Source organism: Pseudomonas sp. SO81, assembly GCF_030374125.1.
Lineage (GTDB): Bacteria > Pseudomonadota > Gammaproteobacteria > Pseudomonadales > Pseudomonadaceae > Aquipseudomonas.
Genome location: NZ_CP126126.1, coordinates 1447138 through 1463140, shown reverse-complemented (window position 1 = coordinate 1463140; position 16003 = coordinate 1447138). Strand labels below are relative to the sequence as shown.

20 protein-coding genes are annotated in these 16003 nt (G+C 68.2%); 10 read left to right on the top strand and 10 right to left on the bottom strand.

The features are described from left to right. Window positions 1-256 precede the first annotated feature (256 nt). A complete protein-coding gene (locus tag OH686_RS07055; RefSeq protein ID WP_137974199.1) occupies window positions 257-1246 on the top strand; it encodes an NAD-dependent epimerase/dehydratase family protein in 990 nt (329 codons plus the stop codon). Window positions 1247-1332: 86 nt separating this feature from the next. After that, the gene (locus OH686_RS07050) at window positions 1333-2352 is read left to right on the top strand and encodes a Leu/Phe/Val dehydrogenase (protein ID WP_289537197.1); all 1020 of its coding nucleotides are present in this window, start codon (window positions 1333-1335) and stop codon (window positions 2350-2352) included. A 12-nt stretch (window positions 2353-2364) separates the two neighbouring features. Here OH686_RS07050 and OH686_RS07045 read toward each other — a convergent pair whose 3' ends face one another. Together OH686_RS07045 and OH686_RS07040 are read right to left on the bottom strand one after the other, a co-directional pair. Beyond that, window positions 2365-3258 carry a DMT family transporter gene (locus OH686_RS07045; RefSeq protein ID WP_289537195.1) on the bottom strand — a complete coding sequence of 298 codons (894 nt, stop codon included), beginning with the start codon at window positions 3256-3258 and terminating at the stop codon, window positions 2365-2367. Between the two features lie 337 nt (window positions 3259-3595). Continuing rightward, window positions 3596-3862 carry a hypothetical protein gene (locus OH686_RS07040; RefSeq protein ID WP_289537192.1) on the bottom strand — a complete coding sequence of 89 codons (267 nt, stop codon included), beginning with the start codon at window positions 3860-3862 and terminating at the stop codon, window positions 3596-3598. 126 nt (window positions 3863-3988) lie between these two features. Here OH686_RS07040 and OH686_RS07035 point away from each other — a divergent pair, with 126 nt between their 5' ends. Next, window positions 3989-4666, top strand: a complete 678-nt coding sequence (locus tag OH686_RS07035) for a helix-turn-helix domain-containing protein (protein WP_289537189.1) — start codon at window positions 3989-3991, stop codon at window positions 4664-4666. Here OH686_RS07035 and OH686_RS07030 read toward each other — a convergent pair. Both OH686_RS07030 and OH686_RS07025 read right to left on the bottom strand, forming a co-directional pair. Further along, entirely contained in the window at window positions 4649-5551 is a 903-nt protein-coding gene (locus tag OH686_RS07030) for a sterol desaturase family protein (RefSeq protein ID WP_289537187.1), read from the bottom strand. The genes OH686_RS07035 and OH686_RS07030 overlap by 18 nt on opposite strands. Window positions 5552-5625: 74 nt before the next feature. Next, window positions 5626-5889, bottom strand: coding sequence for a YebG family protein (locus tag OH686_RS07025; RefSeq protein WP_289537185.1), 264 nt, complete (start codon window positions 5887-5889; stop codon window positions 5626-5628). A gap of 195 nt (window positions 5890-6084) precedes the next feature. Here OH686_RS07025 and OH686_RS07020 point away from each other — a divergent pair, with 195 nt between their 5' ends. The 4 genes from OH686_RS07020 (at window position 6085) to OH686_RS07005 (ending at window position 8771) form a co-directional block, all read left to right on the top strand. Next, window positions 6085-6516, top strand: coding sequence for a phosphate-starvation-inducible protein PsiE (locus tag OH686_RS07020; protein WP_502942802.1), 432 nt, complete (start codon window positions 6085-6087; stop codon window positions 6514-6516). A 106-nt stretch (window positions 6517-6622) separates the two neighbouring features. Next, window positions 6623-6919 carry a DUF3649 domain-containing protein gene (locus OH686_RS07015; protein WP_289537180.1) on the top strand — a complete coding sequence of 99 codons (297 nt, stop codon included), beginning with the start codon at window positions 6623-6625 and terminating at the stop codon, window positions 6917-6919. Beyond that, a complete protein-coding gene (locus tag OH686_RS07010; protein WP_289537177.1) occupies window positions 6916-8448 on the top strand; it encodes a PepSY-associated TM helix domain-containing protein in 1533 nt (510 codons plus the stop codon). The genes OH686_RS07015 and OH686_RS07010 overlap by 4 nt, the downstream gene beginning before the upstream one ends. Continuing rightward, window positions 8448-8771: a DUF3325 domain-containing protein gene (locus OH686_RS07005; protein WP_289537175.1), complete on the top strand. Its 324-nt coding sequence runs from the start codon at window positions 8448-8450 to the stop codon at window positions 8769-8771. Before OH686_RS07010 ends, OH686_RS07005 begins: the two co-directional genes overlap by 1 nt. An 8-nt stretch (window positions 8772-8779) precedes the next feature. Here the strand turns inward: OH686_RS07005 and OH686_RS07000 are convergent, their stop codons facing one another. Next, complete coding sequence (locus tag OH686_RS07000; protein ID WP_289537173.1) at window positions 8780-9652, bottom strand: helix-turn-helix domain-containing protein; 873 nt, start codon at window positions 9650-9652, stop codon at window positions 8780-8782. Between the two features lie 144 nt (window positions 9653-9796). Here OH686_RS07000 and OH686_RS06995 point away from each other — a divergent pair, with 144 nt between their 5' ends. Continuing rightward, window positions 9797-10696: a DMT family transporter gene (locus OH686_RS06995; RefSeq protein WP_289537170.1), complete on the top strand. Its 900-nt coding sequence runs from the start codon at window positions 9797-9799 to the stop codon at window positions 10694-10696. On the opposite strand, the gene OH686_RS06990 is transcribed toward OH686_RS06995, so the two are convergent. After that, window positions 10693-11853: an AAA family ATPase gene (locus OH686_RS06990; RefSeq protein ID WP_289537168.1), complete on the bottom strand. Its 1161-nt coding sequence runs from the start codon at window positions 11851-11853 to the stop codon at window positions 10693-10695. The two genes, OH686_RS06995 and OH686_RS06990, sit on opposite strands and share 4 nt — an antisense overlap. A 27-nt stretch (window positions 11854-11880) precedes the next feature. After that, the gene (locus OH686_RS06985; RefSeq protein WP_289537165.1) at window positions 11881-12387 is read right to left on the bottom strand and encodes a 2'-5' RNA ligase family protein; all 507 of its coding nucleotides are present in this window, start codon (window positions 12385-12387) and stop codon (window positions 11881-11883) included. Between the two features lie 187 nt (window positions 12388-12574). Between OH686_RS06985 and OH686_RS06980 the strand changes: the two genes are divergently transcribed. Further along, window positions 12575-12973: a PA2779 family protein gene (locus OH686_RS06980; RefSeq protein WP_289537162.1), complete on the top strand. Its 399-nt coding sequence runs from the start codon at window positions 12575-12577 to the stop codon at window positions 12971-12973. Between the two features lie 29 nt (window positions 12974-13002). Beyond that, a complete protein-coding gene (locus tag OH686_RS06975; protein WP_502942801.1) occupies window positions 13003-13926 on the top strand; it encodes a PA2778 family cysteine peptidase in 924 nt (307 codons plus the stop codon). Here OH686_RS06975 and OH686_RS06970 read toward each other — a convergent pair. The 3 genes from OH686_RS06970 to yaaA all read right to left on the bottom strand — a co-directional run bounded on the left by OH686_RS06970 (window position 13923) and on the right by yaaA (window position 15997). Then, a complete protein-coding gene (locus OH686_RS06970) occupies window positions 13923-14297 on the bottom strand; it encodes a hypothetical protein (protein WP_289537157.1) in 375 nt (124 codons plus the stop codon). The genes OH686_RS06975 and OH686_RS06970 overlap by 4 nt on opposite strands. Before the next feature lie 9 nt (window positions 14298-14306). Next, complete coding sequence (locus OH686_RS06965; protein ID WP_289537156.1) at window positions 14307-15137, bottom strand: SDR family oxidoreductase; 831 nt, start codon at window positions 15135-15137, stop codon at window positions 14307-14309. A gap of 80 nt (window positions 15138-15217) precedes the next feature. Continuing rightward, a complete protein-coding gene (gene yaaA, locus OH686_RS06960; protein ID WP_289537153.1) occupies window positions 15218-15997 on the bottom strand; it encodes a peroxide stress protein YaaA in 780 nt (259 codons plus the stop codon). Between the last annotated feature and the right edge of the window lie 6 nt (window positions 15998-16003).

Genomic DNA, 16003 nt, shown 5'->3' with positions numbered 1-16003 from the left:
ACGGGAATTAGACCGATCATCAGGAAGCTGATGGCAAGCTTAAGGCGCAACGGCATGTCGGGCGACTCCGCGGGTAGATGGGTGACATAGGGTTTAAAGCGTCAAATATTTTGCAATAAGCGTGCAAATTACTTAACGAGTGTCAAAAAAGTTGAGCGCTGGGCCTGCAAGGCCGCTGTTCTGGCCGCCTGGGCAACAGCCAGGGCGTGTGGCGGCTGCTAGAGTCGGTGGCATAACAAGATCGGGGGCGGTGCAGATGAAGATTCTGGTAACGGGTGCGAGTGGCTTCATTGGGGGGCGTTTCGCCCGTTTTGCCCTGGAACAGGGCCTCGGCGTGCGGGTCAACGGGCGGCGGCCGGAAGGCGTGGCGCACCTGACCAAGCGTGGCGCCGAATTTGTCCAGGGCGACCTGTCCGACCCGGACATGGCGCACAAGCTGTGTCGCGACGTGGAGATGGTGGTGCACTGCGCTGGCGCCGTCGGTACCTGGGGCACCCGCGAGCACTTCCACCAGGGCAACGTGGTGCTGACCCAGAACGTCATCGAGGGCTGCCTGGGGCAGAAGGTGCGGCGCCTGGTGCATCTGTCCTCGCCGTCGGTGTACTTCGATGGCAAGGCCCATGTCGGGCTGCGCGAAGAGCAGGTGCCGAGCAAGTTCGTCGACCACTACGGCGCCACCAAGTACCTGGCCGAACAGAAGGTGTTCGAGGCCCAGGAGTTCGGCCTGGAGGTGATCGCCCTGCGCCCGCGCTTCGTCACCGGTGCCGGCGACACCAGCATCTTCCCGCGGCTGATCGAGATGCACCGCAAGGGTCGTCTGATGGTGATCGGCAACGGCCTGAACAAGGTCGACTTCACCAGCATGCAGAACCTCAACGACGCCCTGTTCAGCAGTCTGCTGGCGGCCGGCCCGGCGCTGGGCAAGGTGTACAACATCAGCAATGGTGCGCCGGTGCCGCTGTGGGACGTGGTCAACTTCGTGCTGCGCCAGTTCGACCTGCCGCCGGTGACCAAACACATGCCGTTCGGCCTGGCCTACGCCGCCGCGACGCTCAACGAGAACATCTGCAAGCTGCTGCCGGGCCGCCCGGAGCCGGCGCTGTTCCGCCTCGGCGTGGCGGTGATGGGGCGCGACTTCTCCCTCGATATCAGCCGCGCCCGCCAGTACCTGGAGTACGAGCCGCAGGTGCCGATCTGGACGGCGCTGGAAGAGTTCTGCAACTGGTGGAAGGTGCAGGGGCGATAAGCTCAATCCGGCTTATTCCCGCCTGCCCGGCCCCGGCACGGCGGCCGACCTATACTGGCCTGTAAAGCCAGCGAAGGAAGTCCGCCATGTTCACCATGATGGAAAGCGCCAGGCTCGAAGCGCTGCATCTCGCCCATGATCCTGCCACTGGCCTCAAGGCCATCATCGCCATCCACAACACCCGGTTCGGTGCCGCGCTGGGCGGCTGCCGCTACCTGGCCTACCCCGACGACGACAGCGCCATTCGCGACGCCACGCGCCTGGCCCAGGGCATGAGCTACAAGGCCGCCCTGGCCGGCCTGGAGCAGGGTGGCGGCAAGGCGGTGATCATCCGCCCGCCGCACGTGGACAACCGCGGCGCGCTGTTCGAGGCCTTCGGCCGCATGATCGAGTCGCTGGGTGGTCGCTACATCACCGCGGTGGACAGCGGTACCTCCAGCGCCGACATGGACTGCATCGCCCAGCAGACCCGCCACGTCACCAGCACTACCTCCGCCGGCGACCCCTCGCCGCACACGGCCATGGGCGTGTACGCCGGCATCTGTGCCACCGCGCTGGCGCGCCTCGGCAGCGACGACCTGCAGGGCCTGCGCGTGGCGGTGCAGGGGCTGGGCAACGTCGGCTACGCGCTGGCCGAGCAGCTCGCCGCGGATGGGGTGGAACTGTTCGTCAGCGACCTCGACCCCGGTCGCGTACAGCTGGCGGTGGAGCAGCTCGGCGCTCGTCCGGTGAGCAGCGAAGAGCTGTTCTCCACCCCCTGCGACATCCTCTCGCCCTGCGGCCTGGGCGGCGTGCTCAACAGCCAGACGGTGAGCGAGCTGCACTGCGCGGCGGTCGCCGGCGCGGCCAACAACCAGTTGGCCCACGCCGAGGTCGCCGACGAGCTGGAGGCGCGCGGCATCCTCTACGCGCCGGACTATGTGATCAACTCGGGCGGGTTGATCTACGTGGCGCTCAAGCACCGTGGCGAGGAGCTGCCGGCGATCACCGCCCACCTGGCGAAGATCGGCCGGCGCCTGACCGAGATCTACGCCCACGCCCAGGCCGACAAGCGCTCGCCGGCGCGGGTCGCCGACGCGCTGGCCGAGCGCCTGCTGTACGGCTGAACCGGTGCGCTGCTAGTCGGCCTCGGCCAGGCGGGGTGCCGCGCCGTTGGTCCGGGGCTGGCGGAACACCAGCACCAGGCCGAGCAGGATGGCGGCCATGCCGGTCAGGCTCAGGCCGCTCATGGCGTTGCCGAGGAATAGGTAGTCCATCGCCGCCGTCACCCCCGGCACCAGGTAGAACAGGCTGGTGACGTTGACCAGGTTGCCGGCGCGGATCAGCCGATAGAGCAGCAGCTGCGCCACCACCGAGATGACGATGGCCAGCCACAGCAGCGGGCCGAGGAAGTCCAGCGACCACTCGAACTCGAAGCGCTGGAACGGCAGCAGTGCCGCGCAGGCCAGCAGGCTCACCGCGTACTGCAGCGGCAGCGCCTGCAATGGCGACTGGCTGAGGCCTTTCTGGGCGATGGCGCCGAGGGTCATGCACAGCAGCGCACCGAGGGCGTAGCCGGTGCCGGCTGCGGAGAAACGCGCCAGGCCGATGCTCTGCCACACCACCAGCACCAGGCCGAACAGGGCCAGGCCCAGGCCGACCAGGCGCAGGGCGGCGAAGCGCCGTTCCAGCAGCATCAGGGTGAGGATCGGCTGCACGCCGAGCACGGTGGCCAGCACTCCGGGTGTGATGCCCTGGTCCAGCGCCAGCAGGTAGCAGATGGAGTAGCCGCCGATCATCAGCAGGCCGGTGCCGGCCGTGCGCAGGCGCTGGCCGCGAGCGGGCAGGCAGGAGCGCACGAGGGCGCCGATCAGCAGCAGAACGCCGAGGGCGAGGATGAAGCGCAGGGTCAGGAAGGCGAAGGCCGAGGCGTGATCGAGGCCCAGGCGGGAGAAGATCGCGCCACTGCTCCAGAGCAGGACGAACAGCGTGGTGGAGGCGCAGGCGCCCCAGAAGATCTTGTCGAAACGCATGAATAGTCACCTGTCGAAAGCCGCCGGCCAGGCGCGCAAAACGCACGGGCAGGGCGGAAAACCGGAAGAGGGTTTGAGCGATCGGCCGACGGCGACGAGCCGCGGGCGATCAGGCGCTGGCGGGTGGCGGCGGTGGCGTGCCGGCCCGGCGAGCGCGGGGAGGGGCGACAGGTGGTGGCGCACACGGATGCTCGCCGTGCAGGGCGGCGAGGCTGGAGCTGGTGAGCGCGAGGTGATTCATCGGAGGGCATCCGTTGAGGGATGTGCCGACACTAACCCTGCTTATCCGGTCGGTCAACATTGATGTCTTCCCGACTGGTGGGCAGGCCATTTATGGTCACTGACTCGCCAAGCTGGAGGCCAGCCTTTCTTGGAAGTCGGTCTCAAGCAGGCGGTCGACCGCCCCTAACGCTGATATCGCCTCTGCCGGATCGAATTCTCCGCCTTGCAAGGCAACACTGGCCTGATTGTGGAGCGCATACGCAAGGTGTGCAGCAGCTCTGACCGAGGGATCGGTGTCTTCCCCGCTGCCCAGGTAGTGGGCTAGAAGAAGGCGGATCTCATAGAGCGCAAAGGCTAGTAACTGCTCTTGTGTTGCTGGCACCTGATTCTCTCCTTATCAATGACTACCAAGGTAGTTGCCTCAGTCGTCGCTAGTAGTGGTCGGTCCAGAGGTGTGCCTGGCTGAACATTTCCTTTATTTTCGGATTACCTCAGCAACGATAACTTCATGCAAGAAGATCATTGGCAGGGCGAACTCTGGCTCGGCCCCGACTACTGCCTGCTGGCGGGTGTCAGCGGCAATGCGCGGCCCCATGCGCACTACGCTCATCAACTGCTGCTGGCGACCGAAGAGCCGCTGCGTCTGCTGGTCGAGGGGCAGGCGCGTTGCGCGCGAGCCTTGCTGGTACCGTCGCAGCAGGAACATGCCTTCGAGCTGGCCGGCCAGCCGTTGCTGGCGCTGTATGCCGAGCCGCTGGCGTTCTCCCTCGAGCAGTTGCAGACGCTGGCCGACACGGCACCGGCCGAGCTGCCGGCGCTGGTCGAGCGGGTGCGGCAGTTGCCGCGTCTGCCGCTGGATGCACGGGTGCGCCAGGCGCTGGGCGCGGTGGACGAGCAACTGACCGAGCGCATCAGCGCCCAGGAGCTGGCGCAGCGCGTGTGTCTGTCGCTGAGCCAGCTGGAGCGCCTGTTCGCCGAACAGGTCGGCCTGTCCGTGCGGCGCCTGGTGCGCTGGCGGCGTTTGCGCCTGGCCCTGGGCGTGGCGCTGGAGGGCAGCACGCTCACCGACGCGGCGCATGCCGCCGGCTTCGCCGACTCGGCGCACCTGTCGCGCACCGTGCGCGAGCTGTTCGGCATCCGTGCCGACCGCAGCCTGCGCCATCTGCAGCTACGACTGCTGGATTGAGCGCAGCGCCGGCGGCGTCTCCGGGATGGCGCTGGTCGAGGCCTGAGTGCGGAAGGGTTCGCCCAGCTGCGCCAGGTAGGCGCGCGGGTAGTCCGGGCGGTCGCCGATGCCGACATCGGCGTCGCTCAGCCGGTAGTCCTCGCGATAGAAGGCAGTGCCCAGCAGACGATCCCAGAAGCTGAAGAACAGCGCGAAGTTGACGTCGCCGGCGCGCCCGTAGCGGATGTGGTGGAAGCGGTGCAGCGGCGCCCAGGCGAACAGGTGGCGCAGCGGGCCGATGCGCATGTCGACATTGCTGTGCTGCAACAACAGCTGCACGGCGACGGCAAAGGCCAGCAGGGCGGCGACCTGCAGCGGCAGGCCGAGCAGGATCAGCGGCAGCACGCCGGCGCCGGCCTCCAGCATCTGGTGCAGCGGGTGTTTCATCAGGCCGTTGAAGCCGTACAGACGCGGCACGCTGTGGTGCACCGCGTGCAGGCGCCAGAGCAGGGCGCTGCGGTGGCTTAGCCAATGCATCAGGGTGACGCCGAGATCGGCGGCCAGTATGGCCAGCGCCAGCTGCAGCCACAGCGGCCAGTGCACGGGCCATAGCGGCGGCGCCGGCCAGAGCCCGGCGAGCAAGGGGATGATGGCCAGGCTGGCGATATTCAGCGACTCGTTGACCAGCGCATGCAGCAGGTCGCTCATGCCGTCGTCATGGGCCTGGTTCCAGCTGCGCTGATAGGGCAGCAGGCGTTCGGCCAGGTGCGAGACGAAGATGGCGCCGAGCAGCAGCGCAGGAAGCCAGGCGGGCGACAGGTCGCAATAGCTGACCAGCCAGGTGGCCAGGCCGATCAGGCCGAAGAAGAACAGCGGGGCATAGAGGATGCTGAGCAGGGGACGCATGGCGCTCTCCGAAAAAGGACGGGAGCGCCCAGCATCGTCAACCGCCCTGGCGGGCGGCTTGAACAAACGGCGCGTCAGGCGTCGGCGGAGGCCGCGTCCAGCTCGGCGAGGGCGTCCGGCTGGTTCTTGAAGGCCTTGGCGAAGGTGTCGCGGTTCTTCGCCATGAAGATGCCCAGCTCCTCCACCTGTTCCTCGCTCAGCGACGGCACGGCCTTGTGCAGGGCGCTAGACAGGGCCTCGGCCAGCTCCAGCATCTTGTCGTAGCGATCGGCTTCGGACTTATCCATGAACAGACGCTCCGGATCGCGACTGCTGCGGTACACCACTTCGACGGCCATTCATCACCTCATTCCCATAAGCTAGATGGTTGATATGTATGCATATACAGTATTTGATTCGCCACCTGCGGCGCAAGCCCGCCGCGTGGCCCTCATCCTGCATAGCTGCTGTCATCCAACTGGTCCAGCATGGACCCGTTCAGTCGAAGGAGTGCGCTGGTGAGTCTCAAGCGAATCGATGCCCTGCGGGGCGACATGCATGACCTGGCCCAGTCCCTGGGCAACCTGCTGGTGGAGAGCTTCCACTACCTGGCGCTGTTCGCCATCGGCGGCATCACCGCCTGGGCCTCGGTGGTGGCTTTTCTCGGCATGCTGGAGAAGGGCCACATCGCGGTGGACGACATCCTGCTGCTGTTCATCTACCTGGAGCTGGGCGCCATGGTCGGCATCTACTTCAAGACCAACCATATGCCGGTGCGCTTCCTGATCTATGTGGCGATCACCGCGCTGACCCGCCTGCTGATCTCCGACGTGTCGCACCACCATCGCCCGGACATGGGCGTGGTGTATGTCTCCGGCGCCATCCTGCTGCTGGCCATGGCCATCCTGGTGGTGCGCTTCGCCTCGTCGCGCTTCCCTTCGGTGCAGGCGCCGGCGCGCATCGGACGCGACTCGGAGGAAAGCTGATCAGCTTTCATTTGCGAATATTTATCAATAAAATGGGAGGCCAATCTGCCCCGATGGTCAGCACCGCTGCGCGGTAGGCCTGGCCACGCCCCACCATGAGTCGACCGTGAGCAAGAATTCCACCCTGTCGCCCTGGAGCGTCGCCTCGCGCGTGCTGGCCGCGCTGGTCGGGGGCTATGCCCTGGCCTACGGCTTCGCCGCCTTCCTCTCCGTCTACCTGCCGCTGGCGCGGCCGGATCGCGTGGCCTTCGCCGGCATGCTCAGCTTCGCCGTATGGACGGCGGCGGCGATCTACGTGTTCGCCGCCGACAGCGCCGTGCGTGCCTGGTTGTGGCTGGCCAGCCTGACCCTGGTGATGGGCCTGGCGGCCTTCCTGCCAAGCGAACTGGCGGTGCGCCCATGAGCCTGCGCCAATCCATGGCCGGCCTGCACACCTGGGGCGGCCTGCTGCCCAGCTGGCTGCTCTACGTGATCATCCTGGCCGGCACCATCGCCTGCTTCGACAAGGAACTGGAGCGCTGGATGCGCCCGGCCCTGCACCAGGGCGCCGAGTCCAGCATGAGCGCCGACCAGGTGCGCGAGTGGATGCAGCGCCACACCCAGGGCGAGAAGCTGCACGCCTTCTGGATGCACGGCCCGAGCGAGCGCGAGCCCTACTGGCGGCTGGGCTGGGAAGTGGACGGCAGCAAGCAGAAGCACAACCATGCCTTCGCCCCGGCCGGCGGCGAGCCGCTGCCGGAGACGGTCGGCGGCGACTTCTTCTTCCGCCTGCACTACACCCTGCAGGCCGGCAGGGCCGGCGTGTACATCGTCGGCCTGGCCGGCATGTTCATGCTGGTGGCGCTGGTGTCCGGGGTGATCATCCATCGCCGTATCTTCAAGGACTTCTTCACCCTGCGCCCCAATGCCAACGGCCAGCGTGCCTGGCTGGACGCGCACAACCTGTTCGGCGTGGTCGGCTTCCCCTTCCACCTGGTCCTGGCATACACCGGGGTGGTGATCTTCGTCTCCAGCTACATGCCGGCCGGCCTGCAGGTGGCCTACCAGAACGACAGCGAGCAGTTCTTCAGCGAGGTGGGCGGTGCCTACCACCGCGAGGAAATGCATCAGCCGGCGCCGCCGCCTCTGTCGCTCAACGCCCTGGTCGACCAGGCCGAGCAGCACTGGGGCGGCAGCGCGGCCGGCTGGATCAGCGTGCACCATCCGGACGATGCCTCGGCGGTGGTCGAAATCAGCGAGCAGAGGCACCAGTCGCGCATCGGCCGGCCGCTGTCCGAGCTGACCTTCGATGCCGCCAGCGGCGAGCTGCTGCACGAGCAGAAGGCGCCGGCCGGCTACACCACCTACAACTGGCTGGTGGGCCTGCACATGGTGCAGTTCGGCGGCACGCTGATGCGCGGCCTGTACTTCCTCCTCGGCCTGGCCGGCTGCGCCTTGCTGGTCGGCGGAATCAAGGTCTGGGTGGCCAAGCGCGAGGCGCGCGGCGGGGCCGGCATCGGCGTGGTGCGCGCGCTCAACGGCGCGGTGTTCGCCGGCCTGCCGCTGGCCAGCCTGGCCCTGCTGTGGGGCAACCGCCTGATTCCGGCCGGGCTGGCCGAGCGCGCCAGTGCCGAGGCCTGGGTGTTCGCCGGCGCCTGGCTGCTGGTGGCCCTGTGGGCGGTGATCGGCCATCGTCAGCCGCGCCGCCTGCTCAGCCTGCAACTGGCCCTGGGCGCGCTGCTGGCCCTGGGTCTGCCACTGCTCAACGGGCTGACCACCGAGCACGGCCATCTGCTGTCCAGCCTGGCGCGTGGCGACTGGGAGCTGGCCGGCATCGACCTGTTCCTGATCGTCAGCGGTCTGCTCAGCGCCCTGTGCGCCTGGCGCTTCGCCCAGCCCGCCGCGATCAGGGCGCCGCGCGCGCGCCGCGTGCTGGTCGAGGAGGCCGTCTGATGTTGCTGCTCGCTTTCGCCCTGAGCTACCTGGCCATGACCGCCCTCAGCCTGGCCATGAGCCGCCATCACAAGCTGCTGTTCCAAGCCGACCTGAGCCCGGCGCGCCAGCGCCTGCTGCGCCTCCTTGCGCTGCCCGCGCTGGCCGCTGGCCTGAGCCTGTGCTGGCTGGCCGAAGGCGGCGAGATCGGCGCGGTGTTCTGGCTGTGCCAGCTGATGCTCGCCGGCCTGCTGCTGGTGGCCTTGCTGGCCTGGCGTCAGCGCTGGGTGCTGCCCCTGGCGGCAGTTCTGCCGCTGGCCGGTGGAGTGGCCGCGCTGGTCTAGGGGCAGCCCTAGCTGCGCGCCGCGCGCATCAGCCCCGGCGCCGCGCCGAAGGCTTCGCGGAAGCGGTTGCTGAAGTGGCTGGCGCTGGCGAAGCCACAGGCCAGGGCGATCTCGCCCAGGGCCAGGTGGCCGTGCTGCAACAGCTCGCGGGCGCGCAGCAGGCGGCGCTGCAGCACGTAGCGGTGCGGCGGCAGGCCGAAGCTGGTGCGGAACATCCGCGCGAAGTGGTATTCGGACAACGCCGCCAACTGGGCCAGCTCGCCCAGTGACAGCGCCTGGTCCAGGTGCTGCTCTATGTAGTCCACCAGGCGCCGGCGCAGGTGCGGCGCCAGACCTCCCTTGAGCTTCAGCCCCTGGCGCAGGCCGACCTGGCTCAGCAGCAGGTGGCTGATCATCTCGTGGGCCAGGCTGCTGGCCAGCAGGCGCTCGCCGGGGTCGTTCCAGTCCAGGCTCACCAGTTGGCGGAATTGCACGGCCAGGCGTGGATCCTCGAGGAAGGTGCTCTCGCGCAACTGCAGCTCGCGCGGCTCGCGGTCGAGCAGGGTGACGGCGCTGGCGGCGAAGCGTTGCGGGCTGACGTAGAGATGGGCCAGGCGGATGTCGCCGTTGATCACCCAGGACGACTCGTGGCCGGCCGGCAGCACGCACAGCTTGTCCGGCGAGCCCTTGGCGCCGGGGCGTTCGCGGCGGAAGGTGCCGGTGCCGCCGGCCAGGTAGCAGGACAGGGTGTGATGATCCGGGCCCTGGTAGTCGCGGGCGTCGTGATGGTTGGTCCACAGCGCCGCGGCCAGTTCGTCGCCCAGCTCGGCGCCGCGCAGCAGGCGCGCGTTGGGCGAGCTGCTGAGCGACTGGAACACCAGGTTCTGTTCGAGGCTGGCCATCGGGACTGCGGTCGGTGGAGAAGATGCCTGCCATCCTACTCCCACGGCGCCGCGCCGCCAGCGGCGGACGACAGATAAGCGCAAGTTTGTGCAAGCGCGTGCGGGGCGTCGGGTGGAGACTTGACGGGTCAACGGAGCCTTGCCATGAACCTGTCGCTGTACCTGCTCACCGTCCTGATCTGGGGCACCACCTGGATCGCCCTCAAGCTGCAGCTGGGCGAGGTGGCCATCCCGGTGTCCATTGCCTACCGCTTCGCCCTGGCGGCCGGCGTGCTGTTCGCCCTGCTCCTGCTCAGCCAACGCCTGCAGCGCCTCGACCGGCGCGCCCAGCTGCTGTGCATGGCCCAGGGGCTGTGCCTGTTCTGCCTCAACTTCATGTGCTTCTACACGGCCAGCCAGTGGATCCCCAGCGGCCTGGTGGCGGTGATCTTCTCCACGGCCACCCTGTGGAACGCACTGAATGCGCGGATCTTCATGGGCCGGCGGATCGCCGCCAACGTGCTGGCCGGCGGCGCCCTGGGCCTGCTCGGCCTGGGTCTGCTGTTCTGGCCGGAGCTGTCGCACCACCAGGCCAGCCGCGAGACGCTGCTCGGCATCGGCCTGGCCGTGCTCGGCACCCTGTGTTTCTCCGCCGGCAACCTGCTCTCCAGCCTGCAGCAGCAGGCCGGGCTCAAGCCGCTGACCACCAATGCCTGGGGCATGTTGTACGGTGCGCTGCTGCTGGTCGGCTACTGCCTGGTCGCCGGCGTGCCGTTCACCTTCGAGGCCAACACCCGCTATATCGGCTCGCTGCTGTACCTGGCGATTCCCGGCTCGGTGATCGGCTTCACCGCCTACCTGACCCTGGTCGGGCGCATGGGGCCGGAGCGCGCGGCCTACTGCACCGTGCTGTTCCCGGTGGTGGCGCTGAATATCTCGGTGTTCGTCGAGGGCTACCAGTGGACGGCGCCGGCGCTGTTCGGCCTGCTGCTGGTGATGCTCGGCAACGTGCTTGTGTTCCGCCAGCCCAAGCCGGCGCTCGCGGCCGAGCCGGGCAGAGCCTAGTCCGGCCAGTGCCAGGCCGGCTCGTCGAGCATGCCCTGGCCCTGGATGGCGGTCTGCCCCAGGCTCTTGTCGAGGACGATGGAGTTGCACTCCGGGTGCTCCTCCAGCGCGGCGATCAGCCGGCGCGCGTGGGATACCACCCACACCTGGGTGTGCCTGGAGGCCTCGACGATCAGGCGCCCCAGGGCCGGCAGCAGGTCGGGGTGCAGGCTGGTCTCGGGCTCGTTGAGCACCATCAGCGAAGGCGGCCGCGGGGTGAGCAGGGCGGCGACCAGCAGCAGATAGCGCAAGGTGCCGTCGGACAGCTCGGCGGCCGACAGCGGGCGCAGCAGGCCTTCCTGACGCAACGCCACGCTGAAGCGCCCACCGGGCTGGCAGTCGATGCTCAGCTCGGAGCCGGGGAAGGCGTCGGCGATGGCCTGCTCCAGCGCCTGGCGATCGCCGATCTCGCGGATGGTCTGCAGGGCGGCGGCCAGGTCGCGGCCGTCGTGGTGCAGCACCGGGGTCCGGGTGCCCAGCTGCGGCTGGCGTGCCGGGGCATCGGCGTCGGTGCGGAAGTGATCGTAGAAGCGCCAGCGGCGAATGGTCTCGCGCAGCTGGAACACCTCCGGGCAGCCCGGGTCGTTGCCGATCTGGTCGAACAGGCTGTCGTAGCTCGGCAGATGCTGGGCCAGTACCTGCCAGCTGCGGCCCTCGCGCTGACGGACCAGCGGGCCCTCGCGATCCACCAGCAGCGCGGCGGGGCGGTAGCAGGGCCCGGCCCAGATGCATTCGCGCTTGATCTCGGGGTCGAGGGCAAAGGCCGAGCGCGAGGGCTCGGGCAGGCCCAGGGAGATGGCGTAGCCGAAGTCCTCGCCGGCGAAGCCCAGGCGCAGGCGCACCACCTCGCTGCGCGGGCCGCCCTGGATCGGCACCTCGCCAGTCTTCATGCGCCGGCTGATCTTCTCCGGCCCCGCCCACAGCGTGGATTCCAGCCCGCCATCGCGGGCCAGGGCATTGACCACGCCACCGCGCGCCGTCTCGGCCAGCAGGCGCAGGGCCTTGTACAGGTTGGACTTGCCGCTGCCATTGGCCCCGGTAATCAGGTTGAGGCGGCCGAGCGGCATCACCAGGTTGTTGATGGAGCGGTAGTTGCCGACGGCGAGGGTGTGCAGCATGGAGAGTCGTCCTGACGAGTGCGCGGCCTATGCTAGCGCGACCCGCGCTTCGACGCGCAGCGGGCCCTGCAGCTCGCGGGCGTCATAGCTGACCAGTTGCAGCTCGCGCACCGCCAGGCTCAGTGGCGGGCAATCGCGCAGGGGCTCGGCACGCGCGCGCCATTGCTCGGCGCTGACGGCTTGCCGATAGAGGCCGACGGTCAGGTGCGGCACATAGGCGGCCTGGCGGATTTCCGTGGAGAGGGTAGAAAGCGCCTGGCGCAGCTGCTCGAGCCGGCCACCGTCCCGCAAGCCGAGAAAGGCCGCGCTGGCGAAGCTGTCCAGGCCGCCAATCTGCAGCTCGAAGGGCGCTGCGTTCAGGCCGGCGAGAGCGCTGTGATGGGCCTGCAGAACGGCAGTGCCGATGTCGTCGTCATGGTGTGGCTCTGCGCAGGGGAAGCCGCAGACGAACAGGCTGATATGCGCCTGGCGCCGCTGCGCGGGATGCAGCCAGTCGCCGAGCAAGCGGCGAGCCTCGTGCAGGCGCCGGAGCACCGCCGGGCAGTCCAGCGGAATCGACCAGAGTGCATAGCGTGGGCGACTGCGGTGCCATTGCGGATACTCGTCCCGCAGGCTGGGAGCAGGGTGGACGGGGCCTGTAGCGGGTCTGACAGCAACATGTGGGAACCAGTGTGCAGCGCAGCGAGTCAAGAAGAGAACAATACCAACAGGAGTCGCCATCATGCGTGCCCACCCGTTTAAGCGTTATCTCGCTGCCGTTCTCGCTGCCCTCAATCTGCTGATGTTCGCCCAGATTCCTCTGGCCAATGCGGCCATGCTCGGCACGCCCGAGGTGCTGCAGGAGCAACGCCAACAGGTCGACCGCGAGCAACTGCGCGCCATGCTGGACGACCAGCAGGTGCAACAGAAGCTGCAGGAGATGGGCGTGGATCGCGCCCAGGTCGAGAAGCGCATCGATAGCCTGACGCCGGCCGAGCTGGCCCAGTTCAACCAGCAGCTGTCCGAGGAGCCGGCCGGTGCCGGCGTGGTCGGAATCATCGTGCTGTTCCTGGTGATCTTCATCATCACCGACATGCTCTGCGCCACCGATATCTTCAGCTTCGTGAAATGCCTGCGCTGAGGTGGCGGGCTCCGGCCCTCGCCATGCTGATGCTGCTGACCGGCTGTGCCGGCCAGCAGCTGCAGTTGTCGGCCAGCAGCGAGCGCTTGCCCGCGCGGGTCGAGCTCGGCGATACCCCGTTCTTTCCCCAGGATGACTACCAGTGCGGCCCGGCCGCCCTGGCCACGGTGCTGGTGCAGCGTGGCGTGCAGACCTCGCCCGAGGCGCTGCTGCCGAGCGTCTACCTGCCGGCGCGCAAGGGTAGTCTGAAGGTCGAGCTGGTCGCCAGCGCGCGCCAGCACGGCCAGCTGGTCTATCCGCTGCAGCCGAAGCTGGATGCGGTGCTGGCGCAACTGGCGGCGGGCCATCCGGTGCTGGTGATGCAGAACCTGGGGCTGGACTGGTACCCGCAATGGCACTTCGCGGTGGCCGTCGGCTACGACCGTGAGCGTCAGCAGCTGATCCAGCGCTCGGCACGAACCAAGCGCTGGACCACCGATTTCACCGACTTCGACCGCACCTGGGCGCGCGCCGGGCGCTGGGCCGTGCTGACCCTGCCGCCGGATCGGCTACCGGCGGAGCCGCAGCTGACCTCCTGGATGCAGGCTGCCAGCGATCTGGAGCAGACCGGCCAACGCGGAGCAGCCGCCACGGCCTATCGGACGGCGCTGCGGCAGTGGCCCGACGAGCCGCTGCCCGGCTTCGCCATGGCCAATCTGCTGCATGCAGCGGGCGATCGTGCCGGCGCCGAGCGGCAGTTACGCGACAGCCTGAGCCGCCGCGGCGATTTCGCCGCCGGCTGGTTCAACCTGTCGGAGATGCTCAATGAGCGTGGCTGCGTGTCCCAGGCCAGCGCCGCCAGGGCCTGTGCGCGCCGCCTGGCGCCTGACGATCGGCGCCTCGGCGCGCCGCTGTCGGCAGCCGGCAACGCGACGGGCGAGTGCCAGGCCTTGCCCGATTGCGCGGTCCGTTAGCCCGGGCGCGTGCGAGAGATGTGCAGCACCAGCAGCAGGGCCGCCGGATAGCAGAGGTAGTGCAAGAAGAACAGCAGCAGGCCCATGTCGCCGGGCTCGTCCTTCAGCCACATCAGGCCTAGGATCACCAGGTAGAGCAGGCCCAGCAGCAGGCTGTACAGCGCCACCAGCAGCCAGCGCTCGGCCGCTTGCGGGCGGCGCTGCTCGAGCCAGGCGAAGGCGGCGCACAGCACCCAGGCACCGAGCAGCGCCGCCAGCAGCGTGGCGGGCATGCCGCCGATCTTCAGTGGCACGCGTAGCAGGACATTGAGCAGGAACGCCGCCGCCGTCGCACCCAGGACGTAGCGGTAGAGCGGGAAGCGGCGTGGCATGGCGGTGCCTCAGAGTTGGGTGTCGAGGCCGAAGCGCCTGCTCAGCATGCGATCCATCAGCTTGCGCGGCAGCAGGCGATTGATCAGCGGCAGGCTGCAGCTGCCATTGCCGATGCGCAGCAGGGCGGGGCGCTCGGTCTGGCGCACGGCAGCCAGGAGAGTGGCGGCGAACTCGGCGGCCGGCGTCGGCTTCTCCTGGGAGGCATTGGCGCGGGCGCGGATGCCCTCGCGCACCGGCCACCAGGGCGACTGTTCGTTGACCAGCTGTTCGGCGCTGTGGCTGGCATTGCTGCCGAAGCTGGATTGGATGGCCCCCGGCTGCACTTCCATGACCTGAATGCCGAAGGGTGCCAGCTCCAGGCGCAGGGCGCCGGAGATGGCATGCACCGCGGCCTTGGACGCACAGTAGGCGCCGGCGAAGGGGGTGATCAGCACGCTGGAGATGCTGCCGATATTGATCACCAGGCCACGGCTGGCGCGCAGCAGCGGGAAGCAGGCGCGGGTCAGCTCGACCAGGCTGAACACGTTGGTCTCGAACTGCTGGCGCATGCCCTCGGCGCCACCGTCGAGCAGCGGGCCCATGGCGCCATAGCCGGCATTGTTGATCAGCACGTCGAGGCGCCCGGCCTCGCTCTGCACGCGCTCGACGGCGCGCTGCACGGCCACGGCGTCGTTGACGTCCAGCGCCACCGCGACGAAGCCGGCGGCGGTCAGGCCGGCGAGATCCTGGGGTTTGCGGGCGCAGGCCCAGACCTGGTAATCGGCGGCCTTGAAGGCATCAGCCAGGGCGCGGCCGATGCCGCTGGAGCAACCGGTGATCAGAACTACGGGCTGGGTCATGGGCACTCCTTGTCTCGCGAGGAAGGGGAGGCCCGATCATAACCACTCCCGGCGCCGGCGTACTGGCCTGGGCGGCCAGATCAGTCCTCTGAATGATCGCGCAGGAACACCAGGCTGTCCGGCTTGGACTGCTCGGGACTGTACCGATAGCCCTGGTAGTCGAAGGCCTTGAGCTGCTCGGGGTCGCGAATGCGCTCCTTGATCACGTAGCGCGCCATCAGGCCGCGGGCCTTCTTGGCGTAGAAACTGATGATCTTGTACTGGCCGTTCTTCAGATCCTTGAACTCGGTGTCAATGATCCGGGCGTTGAGGGCCTTGCGCTTGACCGCGCCGAAGTACTCGTTGGAGGCCAGGTTGAGCAGGATGTCGTCGCCCTGTGCGGCCAGCGCCTCATTGAGCCAGCCGCTGATACGCTCGCCCCAGAAGTCATATAGGTTGTTGCCGCGGGCGTTGGCCAGCTTGGTGCCCATCTCCAGGCGGTACGGCTGCATCAGGTCCAGCGGGCGCAGTACACCGTACAGGCCGGAGAGCATGCGCAGGTGGTTCTGCGCGAAGTCGAAGTCGGCCTCACTGAAGTCCTCGGCGGCCAGGCCGGTGTACACATCGCCCTTGAATGCCAGCAGCGCCTGCTTGGCGTTGGACGGGTTGAACGGCCGCTGCCAGCTGCCGTAGCGCGCCACGTTCAGCGCCGACAGTTTGTCCGACAGATGCATCAGTTCGCCGATCTGCTGCGGGCTCATCTCGCGCAGCTGGCCGATCAGCTCCTGGGCATGGTCCAGGTGCTCGGGCTGGGTGAAGCGGCCAATGGGCGGCGGAGTGTCGTAGTCCAGGGTCTTGGCGGGGGAAATCACCAACAGCATCGAATG